Annotated in this window: 15 protein-coding genes and 1 pseudogene; 9 read left to right on the top strand and 7 right to left on the bottom strand. The window is 75.4% G+C overall.

Features of this window, described 5'->3' with window-relative positions; all coding sequences use genetic code 11:
* Positions 1-117: 117 nt before the first annotated feature.
* Positions 118-843, top strand: coding sequence for a protein phosphatase 2C domain-containing protein (locus tag AB0F68_RS04855; protein ID WP_357333030.1), 726 nt, complete (start codon positions 118-120; stop codon positions 841-843).
* A gap of 5 nt (positions 844-848) precedes the next feature.
* Here AB0F68_RS04855 and hrpB read toward each other — a convergent pair whose 3' ends face one another.
* Positions 849-3,431, bottom strand: a complete 2,583-nt coding sequence (hrpB, locus tag AB0F68_RS04850) for an ATP-dependent helicase HrpB (RefSeq protein WP_357333029.1) — start codon at positions 3,429-3,431, stop codon at positions 849-851.
* A 97-nt stretch (positions 3,432-3,528) separates the two neighbouring features.
* Between hrpB and AB0F68_RS04845 the strand changes: the two genes are divergently transcribed.
* Positions 3,529-4,260: a methyltransferase domain-containing protein gene (locus tag AB0F68_RS04845; RefSeq protein WP_357333028.1), complete on the top strand. Its 732-nt coding sequence runs from the start codon at positions 3,529-3,531 to the stop codon at positions 4,258-4,260.
* Between the two features lie 92 nt (positions 4,261-4,352).
* Here AB0F68_RS04845 and AB0F68_RS04840 read toward each other — a convergent pair whose 3' ends face one another.
* A complete protein-coding gene (locus AB0F68_RS04840; RefSeq protein WP_357333027.1) occupies positions 4,353-5,177 on the bottom strand; it encodes a SigB/SigF/SigG family RNA polymerase sigma factor in 825 nt (274 codons plus the stop codon).
* Positions 5,178-5,533: 356 nt separating this feature from the next.
* On the opposite strand from AB0F68_RS04840, the gene AB0F68_RS04835 reads away from it, so the two are divergent.
* Complete coding sequence (locus AB0F68_RS04835; protein ID WP_357333026.1) at positions 5,534-6,289, top strand: hypothetical protein; 756 nt, start codon at positions 5,534-5,536, stop codon at positions 6,287-6,289.
* On the opposite strand, the gene AB0F68_RS04830 is transcribed toward AB0F68_RS04835, so the two are convergent.
* Positions 6,238-7,827, bottom strand: coding sequence for a phospholipase D-like domain-containing protein (locus AB0F68_RS04830; RefSeq protein WP_357333329.1), 1,590 nt, complete (start codon positions 7,825-7,827; stop codon positions 6,238-6,240). The two genes, AB0F68_RS04835 and AB0F68_RS04830, sit on opposite strands and share 52 nt — an antisense overlap.
* 138 nt (positions 7,828-7,965) lie before the next feature.
* Here AB0F68_RS04830 and AB0F68_RS04825 point away from each other — a divergent pair, with 138 nt between their 5' ends.
* The gene (locus tag AB0F68_RS04825; protein ID WP_255509960.1) at positions 7,966-8,094 is read left to right on the top strand and encodes a hypothetical protein; all 129 of its coding nucleotides are present in this window, start codon (positions 7,966-7,968) and stop codon (positions 8,092-8,094) included.
* A gap of 67 nt (positions 8,095-8,161) precedes the next feature.
* On the opposite strand, the gene AB0F68_RS04820 is transcribed toward AB0F68_RS04825, so the two are convergent.
* Together AB0F68_RS04820 and AB0F68_RS04815 are read right to left on the bottom strand one after the other, a co-directional pair.
* Positions 8,162-9,148 (bottom strand): pirin family protein, encoded by a 987-nt coding sequence (locus tag AB0F68_RS04820; protein ID WP_357333025.1) that lies wholly within the window; start codon positions 9,146-9,148, stop codon positions 8,162-8,164.
* Between the two features lie 11 nt (positions 9,149-9,159).
* On the bottom strand, positions 9,160-9,642 hold the full coding sequence (locus AB0F68_RS04815) for a MarR family transcriptional regulator (protein ID WP_357333024.1): 483 nt from the start codon (positions 9,640-9,642) through the stop codon (positions 9,160-9,162).
* A 138-nt stretch (positions 9,643-9,780) separates the two neighbouring features.
* On the opposite strand from AB0F68_RS04815, the gene AB0F68_RS04810 reads away from it, so the two are divergent.
* Positions 9,781-10,365, top strand: a complete 585-nt coding sequence (locus tag AB0F68_RS04810) for a DUF1684 domain-containing protein (protein ID WP_357333023.1) — start codon at positions 9,781-9,783, stop codon at positions 10,363-10,365.
* Between the two features lie 51 nt (positions 10,366-10,416).
* On the opposite strand, the gene AB0F68_RS04805 is transcribed toward AB0F68_RS04810, so the two are convergent.
* A complete protein-coding gene (locus tag AB0F68_RS04805; RefSeq protein WP_357333022.1) occupies positions 10,417-11,004 on the bottom strand; it encodes a general stress protein in 588 nt (195 codons plus the stop codon).
* Positions 11,005-11,115: 111 nt separating this feature from the next.
* Between AB0F68_RS04805 and AB0F68_RS04800 the strand changes: the two genes are divergently transcribed.
* From AB0F68_RS04800 to AB0F68_RS04790, 3 genes and pseudogenes are all read left to right on the top strand, one after another.
* Positions 11,116-12,987, top strand: a complete 1,872-nt coding sequence (locus tag AB0F68_RS04800) for a glycoside hydrolase family 15 protein (protein ID WP_357333021.1) — start codon at positions 11,116-11,118, stop codon at positions 12,985-12,987.
* Positions 12,951-13,046: pseudogene (locus AB0F68_RS04795) on the top strand (short-chain dehydrogenase); the annotation flags it as partial. The gene AB0F68_RS04800 and the pseudogene AB0F68_RS04795, both read left to right, overlap by 37 nt.
* A 49-nt stretch (positions 13,047-13,095) precedes the next feature.
* Positions 13,096-13,596, top strand: coding sequence for a metallophosphoesterase (locus tag AB0F68_RS04790; RefSeq protein WP_357333020.1), 501 nt, complete (start codon positions 13,096-13,098; stop codon positions 13,594-13,596).
* 1 nt (position 13,597) lies between these two features.
* Here AB0F68_RS04790 and AB0F68_RS04785 read toward each other — a convergent pair whose 3' ends face one another.
* Positions 13,598-13,822: a DUF3072 domain-containing protein gene (locus tag AB0F68_RS04785; protein WP_148426973.1), complete on the bottom strand. Its 225-nt coding sequence runs from the start codon at positions 13,820-13,822 to the stop codon at positions 13,598-13,600.
* A gap of 53 nt (positions 13,823-13,875) precedes the next feature.
* Here AB0F68_RS04785 and AB0F68_RS04780 point away from each other — a divergent pair, with 53 nt between their 5' ends.
* A complete protein-coding gene (locus AB0F68_RS04780; protein ID WP_357333328.1) occupies positions 13,876-14,871 on the top strand; it encodes an FAD-dependent oxidoreductase in 996 nt (331 codons plus the stop codon).
* Positions 14,872-14,914: the final 43 nt, after the last annotated feature.

Here is a 14,914-nt window from a genome sequence, read left to right as displayed (position 1 = left end):
TCAATCGATCCGGTCCGATGGCCGCGCGCCGCGCCGACAGTGAGATTCGCCGCGCCGCGTAGCATGGTCCTGATCTCCTAGAGACAACCGAGCCCTCCAACTGGCAGGCTGCCTCCCATGACCCTGAAGCTTCGTTCCGTCGGGGCGAGCGACCGTGGGCTGATCCGCAGTGGCAACCAGGACGCCCAGCACGCCGGCAGCTGGCTGGTCGCCGTCGCCGACGGCATGGGCGGCATGGCCGCCGGTGACCTGGCCAGCCGTATCGCGATGGACGCGTTCGCGCCGCTGGACGTCGAGACCCCCGAGGACGCGTTGGTCGCCGCCCTCCAGGGCGGCATCGAGCTGGCCACCGCGGGGATCCGGCAGGCGGTCGAAGAGGACCCGGAACGCCAGGGCATGGGCACCACCCTCACCGCGCTGCTCTTCGCCCGCACCGGCAGCTGCCTGGCGCTGGCCCACGTCGGCGACTCCCGGGCCTACCTGTTCCGGGAGGGCGTGCTGAAGCAGGTCACCCGGGACGACACCTTCGTGCAGATGCTGGTCGACCAGGGCGTGATCACCGCCGAGCAGGCGAGCAGCCACCCCCGCCGGGCCGTGGTGACCCAGGCGTTGCAGGGCGACGAGGTCTCCCCGACCTACGCGACGATGGTGCCGTGGGCCGGCGACCGCTGGTTGCTGTGCAGCGACGGCCTCTCCAACGTGGTCCGCCCCGACACCCTCGCCGAGGTGCTCGGCGGCTACCCGGACCGGGAGGCGTGTGCGGCCAAGCTGATCGACCTGGCGCTGCGGGCCGGCGGCCCCGACAATGTCACCGTGGTGATCGCCGACGTGGTCGACGAGTAACCGGGTCAGCGTCGGCGCGGGCTGGCGCGCCGGGTCGGCTCGGCGCTGGTCGGGTCCTCCGGCCACGGGTGGCGGGGATAGCGCCCGCGCAGCTCCGCCCGCACCTGCGGGTAGCCGGTCCGCCAGAACGAGGCCAGGTCGGCGGTGACCGCCACCGGCCGGCCCGCGGGGGAGAGCAGGTGCAGCAGCACCGGCACCCGGCCGTCGGCGATCCGTGGCGCGTCCCGCCAGCCGAACGTCTCCTGGAGCTTCACCGCCAGCACCGGGGCGGCCGGGTCGGCATAGTCCAGCCGGATCCGCGATCCGCTGGGCACCGGGAGCCGCTCCGGCGCCACCTCGTCCAGCCGGGCCGCCTGCCGCCAGTCCAGCAGCCGGCGCAGCGCCGCTGCCACGTCCACTCGCGCCAGGTCGGCCCGGCGGCGCGCGCGGGCCAGTTCCGGGCCCAGCCACGTGGGTGCGGCGGCGAGCAGCGCGGCGTCGGACACGTCCGGCCATTCGTCGCCGAGGGCCTGCCGGCAGAAGGCCAGCCGCCGGCGCAGCGCCGTGGCCTCCGGCGTCCAGGTGAGCAGCGCCAGGCCGTCCTGGCGCAGCCCGGCGAGTACCGCCTCGGCGAGCCGCGTCGGGTCCGGCGCGGCGAGGGGCCGGTCGACCAGCTCGATCGCGCCGAGCCGGACCACCTCCCGGGCCACCACGTCGCCGCCGGACCAGCCGACCTCCCGCGCGGCGCGCAGCAGCGGCCCGCCGGCCTCCCGTGCGGTCGCCTCGTCGACGGGGGTGGCCAGCCGGACCCGGGCGGCCGGCGCGCCGGGGGAGCGGTCGGCCACCGCGATCGCCAGCCATTCGGACCCCACCAGCCCCGACCCGCCCACCAGCTCCGCCGCGGTCCCTCCAGCCATCAGGTACGCCGACCCACCCGCCCGCCGCACCCGCGCCAACCGCTCCGGATACGCCAACCCCACCAGCAACCCCGCCGCAAGATCATCAGGAAGCCCCGCTGCCCGGCGATCTTGCACTTTGTGCCCGCGTCCTGGGGCTTTCGTCCCTTCTGTCCGGGCGCCAACTGCAAGATCGCGGGAACGGGGCGGGGTGGCGAGGGTGGTGCGGAGGCGGCGGGTCTCGGCGCGCCAGCGGGCGGTTGCCGGCGGGTCGGCGGCGGTGCGCAGGCGGCGCCAGAGGGCGGTCAGGTCGTCGCCGGCGCCGGCCAGCGTCTCGTCGGCAAGGAGTGCCACCACCTCGGCGGCCCGGTCGGCGCCGACCCGCTCCGCGCCGTCGAGGAGGGCCCGGGCCAGCCGGGGATGCGCCCCGGCCGCCGCGATGGCCCGCCCGCGGGCGGTGATCCGGCCGTCCGCGTCGACCGCGCCGAGCGTGGTCAGCGTCTCGCGGGCGACGGCCAGCGCGGCTGGCGGCGGGGGGTCGGGCAGGGCCAGCCCGGCGCCGTCCGGGGTGCCCCAGGCAGCCAGCTCCAGCGCGAACCCGGTCAGGTCGGCGGTGGCGATCTCCGGCTCGGGCTGCGGGGCCAGCCGGGCGTGGGTCGCCTCCGACCAGCACCGGTAGACCGCGCCCGGCGCCTCCCGCCCAGCCCGGCCGGCCCGCTGGGTGGCCGCCGCCCGGGACACCGGCACGGTGACCAGCGCGCCCAGCCCTCGGGCCAGGTCGGTGCGGGCCACCCGGCTCAGCCCGGCGTCCACCACGACGCGGACCCCGGGCACGGTCAGGCTGCTCTCCGCCACGGCGGTGGCCAGCACGACGCGGCGCCGATCGACCGGTCGCAGCGCGGCGTCCTGCGCGGCGCCGGGCAGCCGGCCGTGCAGCGGCAGCACGGCGACCGCGTCCCGCAGGTCGGCCAGGCGGCCGGCCACGGCGGTGATCTCGCCGGCGCCGGGCAGGAAGACCAGCAGGTCCCCGTCCCGCTCGCGCAGCGCCCGGCGCACCGTCGCCGCCACATGGTCCAGCAGCGCCGGGTCCACCCGGCCCGCCCCGGGCGCGGCGACCGGGCGGGGCGGCGGCGCCCAGACCCGGTCCACCGGGTGCAGGGCGGCCTCGGCCCGGATCACCGGCGCGGGAGCGGCCCCGCCGAGCAGCCCGGCGAACCGGTCCGCCTGCGGGGTGGCCGACATGGCCAGCAGCCACAGGTCCGGCCGGAGCGTGCCGCGGGCGTCCACGGTGAACGCCAGCGCCAGGTCGGCGTCGAGCTGCCGCTCGTGGACCTCGTCGAGCAGCACCGCGCCGACCCCGGGCAGCTCCGGGTCGTGGTGCAGCCGGCGGACCAGCAGCCCGGTGGTGACCACCTCCACCCGGGTACGCGGACCGACCCGGCGCTCGCCGCGCACGGCGTACCCGATCCGCTCGCCGACCCGCTCGCCGAGCAGGGCGGCCATCCGGTGCGCGGCGGCCCGGGCGGCCACCCGGCGGGGCTGGGCGATCACCACCCGGCCGGGCACCTCGGCGGCCACCGCGAGCGGCGCCAGGGTGGTCTTGCCGGTGCCCGGGGGCGCCACGAGGACCGCCGCGCCGGCCGCGCCCAGCGCCTCGACCAGCGCCGGCAGCACCGGCCGGACCGGCAGGTCCAGGGAGACGTCGGCAAGCACGGACCCACTCTCGCACCCTCAACGGGGCGGCCGGCGCGGGGTCCTGTTCCACTTGTCACATTTGACCGTGACCGGTCCCTCGCGTGGAGTGACGGTCATGGCGATGATGGCGTACGACGAATCCTCCGCCGCCGCCTTCGCGGCGACCCGGCACCTGCCGGCCGACGGCCTGGCCGGCTGGCGCGCCGCGGTGTCCCGGCACCTGCCTGTCGGACCGGGCGACCGCGTGCTCGACCTGGGCGCGGGCACCGGCGCCTGGGCGGCCGCCTTCCGGGCCTGGTACCGGGTGGACGTGGTGGCGGTCGAGCCGGCGGGGGCGATGCGAACCCGCTCGGTGTACCCGGAAATGGTGGCCGGCCGGGCGGAGTCGCTGCCCCTCGCGGCGGCCGGCCTGGCCGGTGCGTGGCTCTCCACGGTGGTGCACCACCTCACCGACGTGCCGGCGGTCGCCGCCGAGCTGCGCCGGGTGCTGCGGCCCGGCGCGCCGGTGCTGATCCGGTCGGTCTTCGCCGGCCGGGGTGGCGGGGTCACCCTGTTCCGCTGGTTCCCGGAGGCGCTGCGGGTGGTGGAGGGCTATCCCTCGGTCGCCGAGGTCTGCGCGGCCTTCGAGGCCGCCGGGTTCGCTCCGGTGGCGCTGGGGCCGGTGCCGCAGGTCAGCGCCCCTTCGCTGCGGGCGGCGGCCGACGGGCTGCGGCGCGCCGCGCACACCCCGCTGGTGCTGCTCGACGACGCGGACTACGAGCGTGGTGTGCGCCGGCTGCGCGCGGCGGCGCGGCGCACCCCACACGCCCCGGTGGTCGACGCGCTGGACCTGCTCGTGCTGCGCTGAACACGGAACGGCCCGGCCGGCGCACCGCCGGCCGGGCCTGAGTGGACGTCAACGGTGGCCGGGCCCGCCGACCCGGCCACCGCCGCCACCCCCTAGTACGTTCCGTCGAGCTGCCCGCGCAGCTTGGTCAGGGCCCGGGCCAGCAGCCGGGACACGTGCATCTGCGAGACGCCGATCTGCTCGGCGATCTGCGACTGGGTCAGGTTGCCGTAGAAGCGCAGCGTGAGGATCTTCTGCTCGCGCTCGTCGAGCGTGGCCAGCGCCGGCCCGAGGGCGACGCGAAGCTCGGCCAGCTCGAACTCGCCGTCCTCGCCGCCGAGCATGTCGCCCAGCTCGGTGGCCCGGTCGCCGTCGCCGGTCGGGGTGGACAGCGACACCGCGTTGTAGGCGCGGGCGCCCTCCAGGCCCTCCAGGACCTCCTCCTCGGTGAGGCTGAGGTGGCTGGCGATGTCGGCGACCGTCGGCGAGCGGCCGAGGGTCTGCAGCAGCGAGCTGTTGGCGTCGGAGATGGCCAGCCGCAGCTCCTGGAGGCGACGCGGCACCCGGATGTCCCAGGTGCGGTCGCGGAAGTGGCGCTTCAGCTCGCCGATGATGGTCGGGATGGCGTAGCCGGCGAAGTCGACGCCGCGGGACGGGTCGAACTTGTCGATCGCCTTGATCAGGCCGACGGCGGCGGTCTGCGCCAGGTCGTCGGTGGGCTCGCCCCGCCCGCTGTAGCGGTGGGCGAGGTGGTTGGCGAGCGGCAGCCAGGCCTCGATCGCCCGGTCGCGCAGCGCGGGGCGCGACGGGTGGTTGGCGGGCAGCGCCGCCATCGCGTTGAGCAGGTTGGCGGCGCTGTCGGTGAGCGCCCGCGGGTCGAGCTTCTCGGAGGTGGACGGCGCTGTCGTCGCCGGCTCGCTGATCGTGTGCGCGGTCATGGGTGGTCCTCCCTGCACCTCGTCCGCGATACAAAAAGACGTGACGCTTCGGTTTAGCTTCAGTTAGGCCGTTCGGAAGCCACCTTAACCTGATCGGTCTGAGGAAATCTAGCCGAAAGTACGATGTACTTAAGCCGTGTCACAGCATGAAGGGCCTTAATCGGGGCAGATACCCCTCGGATGGCCGACCCGCGCTGTGGTGCGAGGCGGTCGGGCTCGGCTGCCCGGACGGACGAACCTGCGGACCGACCGGTCAACGTGAAACCCGACAGTTGTCGCACACTGTCGCCTTTCCGTCCTTGTCCCGCCGACGGGACCGCCCGTAGCGTCCAGGTGTACACGTCTACGGAGGCACCGTGCTGGATCCCGCCGCTCCGCAACTCGTCGTCAACGCCCGGACCCTGCTGTTCAGCTGGCTTCCGGCGGACCCCGACGCGGTCGCGGCGCTCGTCCCGGCCGGCCTCCGCCCGCGCCCCGACCACCAGGTCTTCCTCTGCCAGTACGTGGTGGACGACGAGTGCCAGACCTCCGGGTTCGGCGCGTACTCGCTCACCTTCCTCGGTGTCTCACTCGCGGACATGGAGCCGCCCGACGGAGAGACACCCGGCGGCTGGTGGACCCACTACCTCGCCTCCAGCCCGCGGGTCCGGCAGTACGCGTCCGCCCGGGGCGCCCCCGTCGGGACGGGGGAGACGCTGGTGGAGGTCCGGGGCGGGCGGCTCACCGCCGAGACGTGGGCCGACGGCCGGCCGCTCATCCAGGTCGCCGCCCAGGTCGGGCACACCGGCACCGCGGCCTACAACGGCCACCACCGCTACGTCACCGCCCGCGACGGCGAGCTGATCGTCGCGGACTACCCGTACGTGGCCGAGCCGGTGTCGCCGTTCGAGGTCGAGTCGGTGGAGTTCCTCGCCCCGGAGCACCCGGTCTACGCGCTCCGCCCGGCCAACCCGCTACAGATCTGCTGGGGCTACTACTCGCCCCGGGTGTCGTTCGCGTACCCGGCCCGGCCGGACGCGCTGGACGCGCCGCTGCCGACCGAGGATGAGCTCGCGACGGCTCACCAGGTGCCGGCGCGCCGGGCCCGCAGCGGCCTGCCGTCCGGGTCGTAGACCAGCCGGTAGGCGGGCAGCGCCCAGAGCCGGGTCCGCCAGGACAGCCGCTCCGGCCGGTGCGGTCGCAGCCGCCCCGGCGGGCGGGGCCCGGTGCGCCCGGACTCGTGCCACCGCTCCAGCGCCTCCGCCGCCGAGGTGATCGCCGCGACCGCGTCCGCCGGGTCGAGCAGGTCGTCGTCCGCCCCGCCGTCCGGGTCCCGGTCCAGGTGCTCCCGCCACAGCCGCAGCCGCAGGTCCCGTGCGAACACCCGGGCTCCGTCGCCCAGCCCCGCCGGGTCGGTCGGGGTCCGCTCGTCCCGGGTGTCGTCCAGCACCGCGCAGGACAGCTCGCTGTCGTGGGTCCACGAGCGGCGGTTGAAGTTGTCGCTGCCCACGCTGGCCCAGACATCGTCCACCACGCAGACCTTCGCGTGCACGTAGACCGGGGTGCCCTCGTGGTTCTCCACGTCGAAGACGTGCACCCGGTCCGGTGCGGCCCGGTGGCAGAGCTCGAGGGCCTGCGCGCGCCCGACCATGTTCGGCGGCAGCGCCAACCGGCCGTCCACGTCCGGGTGCCGGGGCACGACGGCCACCAGGTGCAGCTCGGGCTGCGCGCGCAGGGCACGGGCGAAGAGGTCGGCCACCTCGGTCGACCAGAGGTACTGGTCCTCCAGGTAGATCAGCCGGCGGGCCCGGCGGACCGCCTTGGTGTAGCCGCGGGCCACGGTCCGCTCGCCGTGCGGGGCGAACGAGTAGCGCGGGCGTACCGCCGGGTAGGTGCGCAGCACCTGGACGTGGTGCGGCCCGCAGGCCGGCGGGTCGGCGGGCTGGTCGGGCAGCGGGTCCGGGCTCAGGTCGGAGCCGCGCAGCCGGTCCCGCAGGTAGGCCATCGGGTTCTCCGAGTCCAGCGGCATCGGGTCGGTCCACCGCTCCCGGAAGGTGGTGTCCAGCGCGCCGACCACCGGGCCGCGGAGCGCGAGCTGGACGTCGTGCCAGGGCGGGTGCGGGCCGTACCGGGGGGACATGGCGACCGCCTGCGGGTCGCCGCCGTGCGCCGCGTCGTCGCGCCGGCTGTGGCAGAGGTCGATCCCGCCGGCGAACGCGATGTCCCGCTCCGGGGCGCCGGGGTGGCGCAGTACCACCAGCTTCTGGTGGTGCGAGCCGCCGCGGCGGACCCGCTGGTCGAGCAGCACCTCCCCGCCGGCGGCGCAGATCGCCTCGCTGAGGTCGCGGTTCTCCTCCTCGCTGTAGGAGAGGGCGTCGAGGTGGGAGCGCCAGATCAGGCCCTTGACGATCACCCCGCGCTGGGCGGCCTGGGCGAACAGCTGCGCCACCGTCGGCCCGTCCGGCCGCATCCGCTGGTCGGGGTCGCCGCGCCAGTCGGTGAAGAAGAGGTGGTCGCCGGCCCGGAGCTGCTCCACCTCGCTGACCAGCCGGTCAAAGTACGCGCCGCCGTGAATCAACGGCTCGGCGAGGTTTCCGCTCGTCCAGACGGGTAACTCTGACCGTGGGTTGGCGCGTTCCTGTGCGGAGAGGAACCAGTCCCGCATCGACACGTTCCAGCCTCCCGAGGTCGACAACGTCCTCACGGTAGGACCCCCGGCACGACCCCGCACGCCGACCGCCCCAGGTCGGCGGGGTGCTCGCGCGGGGGTGCACCGACCCCTGGATCGCGAAACCGAGGAGGCCACAGCATGCCCGCCGAGACGACGAACACCGTGACCGAATACCGCGAGCAGGCGGTGGAGGGGGAGCGGGGGGCGCTGGTGGCGGTCCTGTTGATGGTGATCCTCGGGGTGGCCGGCATCTTCGCCGTCTCCTGAGTTCACCGACTCCGCAGGACCGGCGACGGGCGCCCCGGGGAACCGGGACGCCCGTCGGTTCGAGCGGTCAGGGACGGTCGCCCTCGCCGCCGCTGTGCGGCAGCCGCTCGGCCGGGATGACCCCGAGCCGGCCGGCCTGGTAGTCCTCGACCGCCTGGACCAGCTCGGCCCGGGTGTTCATCACGAACGGGCCGTAGTGCGCCACCGGCTCGCGGATCGGCTGGCCGCCCATGATGTAGAGCTCCAGCGCCGGGGTGTTGGCGTCCTGCCGCGCGTCCGCGGTGACCCGCAGCGCGTCGCCCGGACCGTGCACCGCGAGCTGGCCGAGGTGGATCGGCCGCCGGTCGGTGCCCACCGTGCCGCGGCCGGCCAGCACGTAGACCAGCGCGTTGAAGTCCGGCCGCCAGGGCAGGTTGAGCTCGGCGCCGGGCTGGAGCGTCACGTGCGCGATGGTGATCGGCGTGTGGGTCGAGCCCGGGCCCCGGTGGCCGGCGATCTCGCCGGCGATCACCCGGACCAGCGCGCCACCGTCAGGCGTGGTCAGCAGTGCCGACTCCCGGCCGCGGATGTCCTGGTAGCGCGGCGGGTTCATCTTCGCCACCCGGGGCAGGTTGACCCAGAGCTGGAGGCCGTGGAAGAGGCCGCCGCTCATCACCAGGTGCTCCGGCGGCGCCTCGATGTGCAGCAGGCCGCGGCCCGCCGTCATCCACTGGGTGTCGCCGTCGGTGATGGTGCCGCCGCCGCCCTGCGAGTCCTGGTGGTCCATGATCCCGTCGATCATGTAGGTCACCGTCTCGAAGCCCCGGTGCGGGTGCCACGGGGTGCCCTTCGGCTCACCCGGCGCGTAGTCGACCTCGCCCATCTGGTCGAGGTGGATGAACGGGTCCAGCTCGGTCAGCGGGACCCCGGCGAAGGCGCGGCGGACCGGGAAGCCCTCGCCCTCGTAGCCGCTCGGCGCGGTGGTCACCCGGCGGACCGGGCGGTAGGTGGTGGACTCGGCGAGCTCCGGCAGGCGGGGCAGGACGAGGACGTCGTCGACGGTGATCGCGGGCATCGCGGGGCTCCTTAGTTGTCGGCCGGGGTGGACGACGCGTCGCGGTCGGCGCCCAGGCGCCGGCCGAGCCGTTCGAAGACCCGGGTGAGGCAGGCGACCTCGGCGTCGTCGAGGTCGTCGATCAGGTGGGTGCGCACGGAGCGCAGGTGGTGCGGCGCGGCCTCGCGCAGCGTCAGCAGCCCGGCGGCGGTGAGCACCGCCTCGCTGCCCCGCCGGTCCTCGGGGCAGGACTCCCGGGCCACCAGGCCGCGCTTCTGCATCGAGGAGATCTGGTACGTCAGCCGGCTCGGCGAGAACACCAGCCGGCCCGCCAGCTCGCCCATCCGCAGCCGCTGCCCCGGCGCCTCGGAGAGCAGCACCAGCACGTGGTAGTCGGCGAAGCTCAGCTGGCTGTCGACGCGCAGATCGTCCTCGAGCCGGGTGAACAACCGCTGGCTCGCCTCGATGTACGCCCGCCAGCAGGCCGACCGCTCGGCGTCCAGGCTCTCCGTCATGGCTATGAGAGTAGCACTACTTAAAATTTAAACAAGGGCCTCCGCGCGATGGTGACCCGTGCGACACCGATGCTTGCGAGCGGCAACTTTCGAATCTGAACTGCGGCCCGGTGGGCTCGGGCCGGTTAGGGTCGGGGGGTGGACGATCTCGACGTGCAGGACTGGCGGGAGCGGGTGGCCCGGCTCTACCTCTCCGACCTCGACCTGGCCGGCTTCCGGGCCGCCCGGGACGAGCTGTTCCGCAGCCACCCCAGCAGCCCGCTGCCGCCCGCCGACCGGCCCGGCTTCACCGGGCTGCGCTGGTTCCCGCCCGACCCGGCCGCCGTGGTGGAGGCGCCGCTGCGCCCCGCCTCGGGCACCGAGACCATCGACACCGGCGGTCCCGACGGGGTGGTGCGATACCGGCGGGTGGCCATCGCCGAGACGCCGTGGGGGCCGCTCACCCTGTGGTGGATCGAGGCGTACGGGGGCGGGCTGTTCGTCCCGCTGCGCGACGCCACCTGCGGCAGCGAGGCGTACGGCGGTGGGCGCTACCTGACCGACACGGTGAAGGGGACCTTCGGGCGGGGGCTGACCGTGCTGCCCGGCAATCGGGTCCGGCTAGACGCCAACTACCTCTACAACCCGAGTTGCGCCTACGACGACCGGTGGGCCTGCCCGCTGGCCCCGCCGGAGAACCGGGTCGACGTCCCGATCCGCGCCGGCGAGCGCTCCTACCACTGAACGGCTGACGCCCCGGCGCGACGGTGCGCCGGGGCGTCGGGGATCGACCGGTCAGCGGGCGGTGGCGCCGGTCGGGGTCAGGTGCATCCGGCCGAGCAGCTGCCGGGCCTGGTCGGCCACGTCCGCGTCCACGGTGACCGCGTACTGGCTGGCCCGCAGCGAACTGGCCGAGGTGAAGTCGCGCTGCCCCCCGGTCATGGCGTGGGCCACGGCGCCGAACACGGCGCCCCAGATCGCGCCGATCACCAGGCCCACCAGGATCACCGCGAGCCAGTTCCCCGCGGTGAAGATGCCGAAGAGCAACCCGATGAACAGGCCGAACCAGGCGCCGGTGCCCGCACCCAGCAGGGCGGCCCGGCCCGTGGTGAGCCGGCCCATCACGGTCTCGACCAGGGTGAGGTTGGTCCCCACGATCGCGGTCCGCTCCACCGGGAACCGGTTGTCCGCCAGATAGTCCACCACCCGCTGTGCGGACGGATAGTCCGGATACGACCCGATCGTGACGGTCGGTGGGCCGGCCTGCGGCCCGTGTCCGTCCCCGCTCGGCGGCAACGGACGGCCGCTCGGACCGGACGGGAGGTTGTCGCTGCCCGGCATCCCCGGCCGCCAGGCCGCGGTCGGACTCGAGGGATTGGTCATGAGCATCCTCCTTCGTCAACCCGCCGCGTTCCCACCGCCGTCGGGCGGTAACGCGTCGGCCGGGACGGATGGGGGCGCGCATGGTGGCCGCCGGGCCGGGTAGCCACCGCCGTGCCGACCGGATGGATCAGCGAGCACGGCTTCCTCGCCGACGGGCACAGCGCGGCCCTGGTGGACCGGGCCGGCTCGGTCAACTGGTGGTGTCCGCCCCGCTTCGACGCGCCGTCGGTGTTCGGGCGGCTGCTCGACGACGACGCCGGGCACTGGAGCATCCGGCCCGCGAGCGAGTTCACCAGCACCCGGTCCTATCTGGACGACGCGCTCGTGCTGCGTACCGTCTTCCGCACCGCGACCGGGACGGCGGCCGTCACCGACGCGCTGGCGCTGGAGCCCGGCGCGCGCGGGCACGAGATCGGGCTGCGATCGCCGCGGGTGCTCGCCCGGGTGGTCGAGGGGCTCGCCGGTGAGGTGCCCATGCGGGTCGACTACGCGCCCCGCTTCGAGTACGGCCGGGTCCGCGCCTACCTCACCGACGCCGACGGGGTGATCGGGGCGACGGCCGGCGCGTGCCGGCTGGAGCTGCGCGCCAACGTGCCGATGACCTGCCGGGCGGGCGGCGCGTCCGGGCGGTTCACCGCCCGCGCCGGCAGCACCCACCACTTCACCCTGGGGTACGCCCCGGCCTACCGCGACGGCGCGCCGGCGCTGCCCGACGCCGACCAGGCGGTGGCGGACACCGTGGCCAGCTGGCGGTCCTGGGCCGGCCTGCACCACTACGACGGCGAATACCGTGACCTGGTCCGCCGCAGCGCGATGGTGGTGCAGGGGATGACCTACGGGCCCAGCGGGGCGGTGGTCGCGGCGGCCACCACCTCGCTCCCCGAGGAGGTGTGCGGCGCCCGCAACTACGACTACCGCTTCGTCTGGCTCCGCGACTTCAGCCTCACCCTCCAGGCGCTCTGGCTGGCCGCCTGCCCGGACGAGGCGGATCGGCAGTTCACCTGGGTGGCCCGGGCGATGGGCCGGATCGACGACGAGCCGGTGCCGATCATGTACGGCGTCGAGGGCGAGCGGGACCTCACCGAACACCGCCTCGACCACCTCGCCGGGTACGCCGGCAGCCGGCCGGTCCTGGTCGGCAACGACGCCTGGCAGCAGCGGCAGATGGACGTGCTGGGCGAGGTCCTCGACGCGGCGTGGCTGATGCGCCACTACCTCGACCCGATGTCGGCCGACGTGCGCTACCTGCTGCACGCCCTGGCTGATCAGGCGGCGCAGGAGTGGCGCCGGCCCGACGCCGGGATGTGGGAGGCGCGCGACGCCGAGCGGCACTACCTGTCGTCCAAGGTGCAGTGCTGGACCGCGCTGGACCGGGCCGTCCGGTTCGGAGCGCGGATCGGCGAACCCGCCGACGTGGCGCACTGGGCGACCGCCCGGGACGAGGTGCGCGCGGCGGTGCTCGGCCGGGGCTGGAGCGACCGCGTCGGGGCGTACACCGGCGCGTTCGACTCCGACGAGCTGGACGCCTCGGTGCTGATCATGCCGTTGGTCGGCTTCCTGCCCGCCGATCACCCGCGGATGCGCGCCACCATCGACGTGGTCGAGCGCCGACTGTCCCGCGACGGCCTGCTGCGGCGCTGGAACGACGACCCGGCGGGCTTCGTGATCTGCTCGTTCTGGCTGGCCGCCTGCCTGGCCGAGGCCGGCGAGCTGGGCCGGGCCCGGCGGCTGTTCGCCCAGGTCGCCGCGCACGTCAACGATCTCGGGCTCTACGCCGAGCAGATCGACGAGGCCACCGGCGAGCAGCTGGGCAACTTCCCGCAGGCCTTCTCGCACATCGGCCTGATCAACGCCGCGGGCCGGATCACCGCGGCCGCCGAGCGGCTCCGCGGCCGGACCGACCGATCGGCCGTGCCGGCCGGCGCGGTCACCGCGGAGCGGGCGCGGCCGTCGTCCCGGCCGGCGACAACGCCGAGTACGTGACCGGATCGACCGACCTCATGGACGGTGGCCTGCTGGGGAACCCGGGCCGGGGCGCCTGACGGGGCGCGCCCGCGCGACAGCGGGCGCGGTGGCGGGCAGGATCGGGGGATGGAGCTGGTCATCATGGCCGACACGCACGTGCCGAAGCGGGCGCGGGACCTGCCGGCGCCGCTCTGGGCGGCGGTCGAGGCCGCCGATGTGGTGCTGCACGCCGGCGACTGGGTGGACGTGTCCCTGCTGGACGCCCTGGAGGCCCGCTCCCGCCGGCTGGTCGGGGTGTACGGCAACAACGACGGGCCGCCGCTGCGCGCCCGGCTGCCGGAGGTGGCCCGGGTCGAGCTGGCCGGGCTGCGGGTGGCCGTGGTGCACGAGACCGGGCCGAAGACCCGCCGGGAGGAGCGCTGCGCCGCCGCCTTCGGTGACTGCGACCTGCTGGTCTTCGGGCACTCCCACATCCCGTGGGACAGCGTGGCCCCGGGTGGGCTGCGGCTGCTCAACCCCGGCTCACCCACCGACCGGCGGGCCCAGCCGCACGCGACCTACCTGACGGCGCGGGTGGCGGCGGGGCGGCTCGATCGGGTCGAGCTGCACCGCCTGCCCCCGCGCTGACTCACCGGCCGCGGCCGGTCTCGGCCTGGAGCTCGTCGATCCGGCGGGACGCCTCGGCCTTCGTCAGCCCCTCCGGCACCTCCTCGCCGGCCTCCCGGGCCAGGGTGTGCAGGTACGACTCCTGCGCCGCGGTCGGCGGCTCGTCGCCGGTGACCCAGTCGTCCGGGTCCTTGACGGCGGCGTCCGGGTTGACGGGGTCCTTGCTGCCGTTGCTGCGGTCGGCCATGATGATCACCTCTCCTCGAACAGGTGTACCACTACCCCGGTCCCGGGGTCTTCATGCCGGCCGCCGCCTACGATCAGCCGGTGACTGCGGACCGGGCGGGTGTGGTGGTGGTCGGCGCGGGCATCGCGGGGGTGGCCTGCGCCGCCGAGCTGGCCCGGGCCGGCATCCCCGTGGAGGTCCGGGAACGGGCCCGGGTGACCGGCGGGCGGATGGCCAGCACGCGCTTCGCGGGCCGTCCCGCGGATCTGGGCGCCGCCTACTTCACCGTCGACGACCCCGACTTCGCCGCGGTGGTCGAGGGCTGGCGCGCCGCCGGCCTGGCCCGCGAGTGGACCGACACGCTGGTGGCGTACGGGCCGCGGGGGCGCGAGGAGGTGGCCGGCCCGATGCGGTGGGCCGCCCCGCGCGGGCTCCGCTCGCTGGTGGAACACCTGGCCCGGGACCTGCCGGTGGCCCACAACCGCCTGGTCATGACGGTCGAGCCGGGCCCGCGGGTGGACGGGCGGGCGGCCGAGGCGGTGGTGCTGGCCATGCCGGGCCCGCAGGCCGCCCTGCTGCTCGACCCCGCGCTGGCGGCGGCCACCCGGGCGGTGGCGGCCCAGCGCTGGTCCTCGGCGCTGGCCGGGGTGCTGCGCTTCCCCGCGCGCCGCTGGCCGGACTTCCGGGGCGCGTTCGTCAACGGGCACCCGGTGCTGAGCCTGGTCTGCGACGACGGCGACCGGCGTGGCGACGGCGCCCCGGTGCTGGTCGCGCACACCACCCCCGAGTTCGCCGCCGGGCATCTGCTCCAGCCCACCGCCGCCGCCCCGGCCGTCGAGCAGGCCGTCCGCGACCTGTTCGGCCTGCCCGAGCCGGCCGAGCTGACCCACGTGCACCGCTGGACGTACGCGAAGCCGACCGCTGGCGGCGAGGGTGCCTACCACCTGGACGACGACGGCATCGGGCTGGCCGGCGACGCCTTCGGGCGGCCGCGGGTGCAGGGCGCCTGGCGCTCCGGCCGGGACCTGGGCCGGGCCCTGGCCACCCGGCTGCTCGCGGACCGTGGCTGACCGGTCCCACTGCGCGCAGGCGGCCCGTCACCCACGGGTATCG

Source organism: Micromonospora sp. NPDC023966 (assembly GCF_040639095.1).
Classification (GTDB): domain Bacteria; phylum Actinomycetota; class Actinomycetes; order Mycobacteriales; family Micromonosporaceae; genus Micromonospora.
Note: the sequence above shows the minus strand (reverse complement) of the source record. Positions and strands in the feature narration are given on the sequence as shown.

Excerpts from the sequence above, each read along its gene's own strand:
- AB0F68_RS04855 (WP_357333030.1), top strand. The coding sequence starts at position 118 with ATGACCCTGAAGCTTCGTTCCGTCGGGGCGAGCGACCGTGGGCTGATC.
- AB0F68_RS04845 (WP_357333028.1), top strand. The coding sequence starts at position 3,529 with ATGGCGATGATGGCGTACGACGAATCCTCCGCCGCCGCCTTCGCGGCG.
- AB0F68_RS04840 (WP_357333027.1), bottom strand. The coding sequence starts at position 5,177 with ATGACCGCGCACACGATCAGCGAGCCGGCGACGACAGCGCCGTCCACC.
- AB0F68_RS04825 (WP_255509960.1), top strand. The coding sequence starts at position 7,966 with ATGCCCGCCGAGACGACGAACACCGTGACCGAATACCGCGAGCAGGCG.
- AB0F68_RS04820 (WP_357333025.1), bottom strand. The coding sequence starts at position 9,148 with ATGCCCGCGATCACCGTCGACGACGTCCTCGTCCTGCCCCGCCTGCCG.
- AB0F68_RS04815 (WP_357333024.1), bottom strand. The coding sequence starts at position 9,642 with ATGACGGAGAGCCTGGACGCCGAGCGGTCGGCCTGCTGGCGGGCGTAC.
- AB0F68_RS04805 (WP_357333022.1), bottom strand. The coding sequence starts at position 11,004 with ATGACCAATCCCTCGAGTCCGACCGCGGCCTGGCGGCCGGGGATGCCG.
- AB0F68_RS04790 (WP_357333020.1), top strand. The coding sequence starts at position 13,096 with ATGGAGCTGGTCATCATGGCCGACACGCACGTGCCGAAGCGGGCGCGG.
- AB0F68_RS04785 (WP_148426973.1), bottom strand. The coding sequence starts at position 13,822 with ATGGCCGACCGCAGCAACGGCAGCAAGGACCCCGTCAACCCGGACGCC.
- AB0F68_RS04780 (WP_357333328.1), top strand. The coding sequence starts at position 13,876 with ATGCCGGCCGCCGCCTACGATCAGCCGGTGACTGCGGACCGGGCGGGT.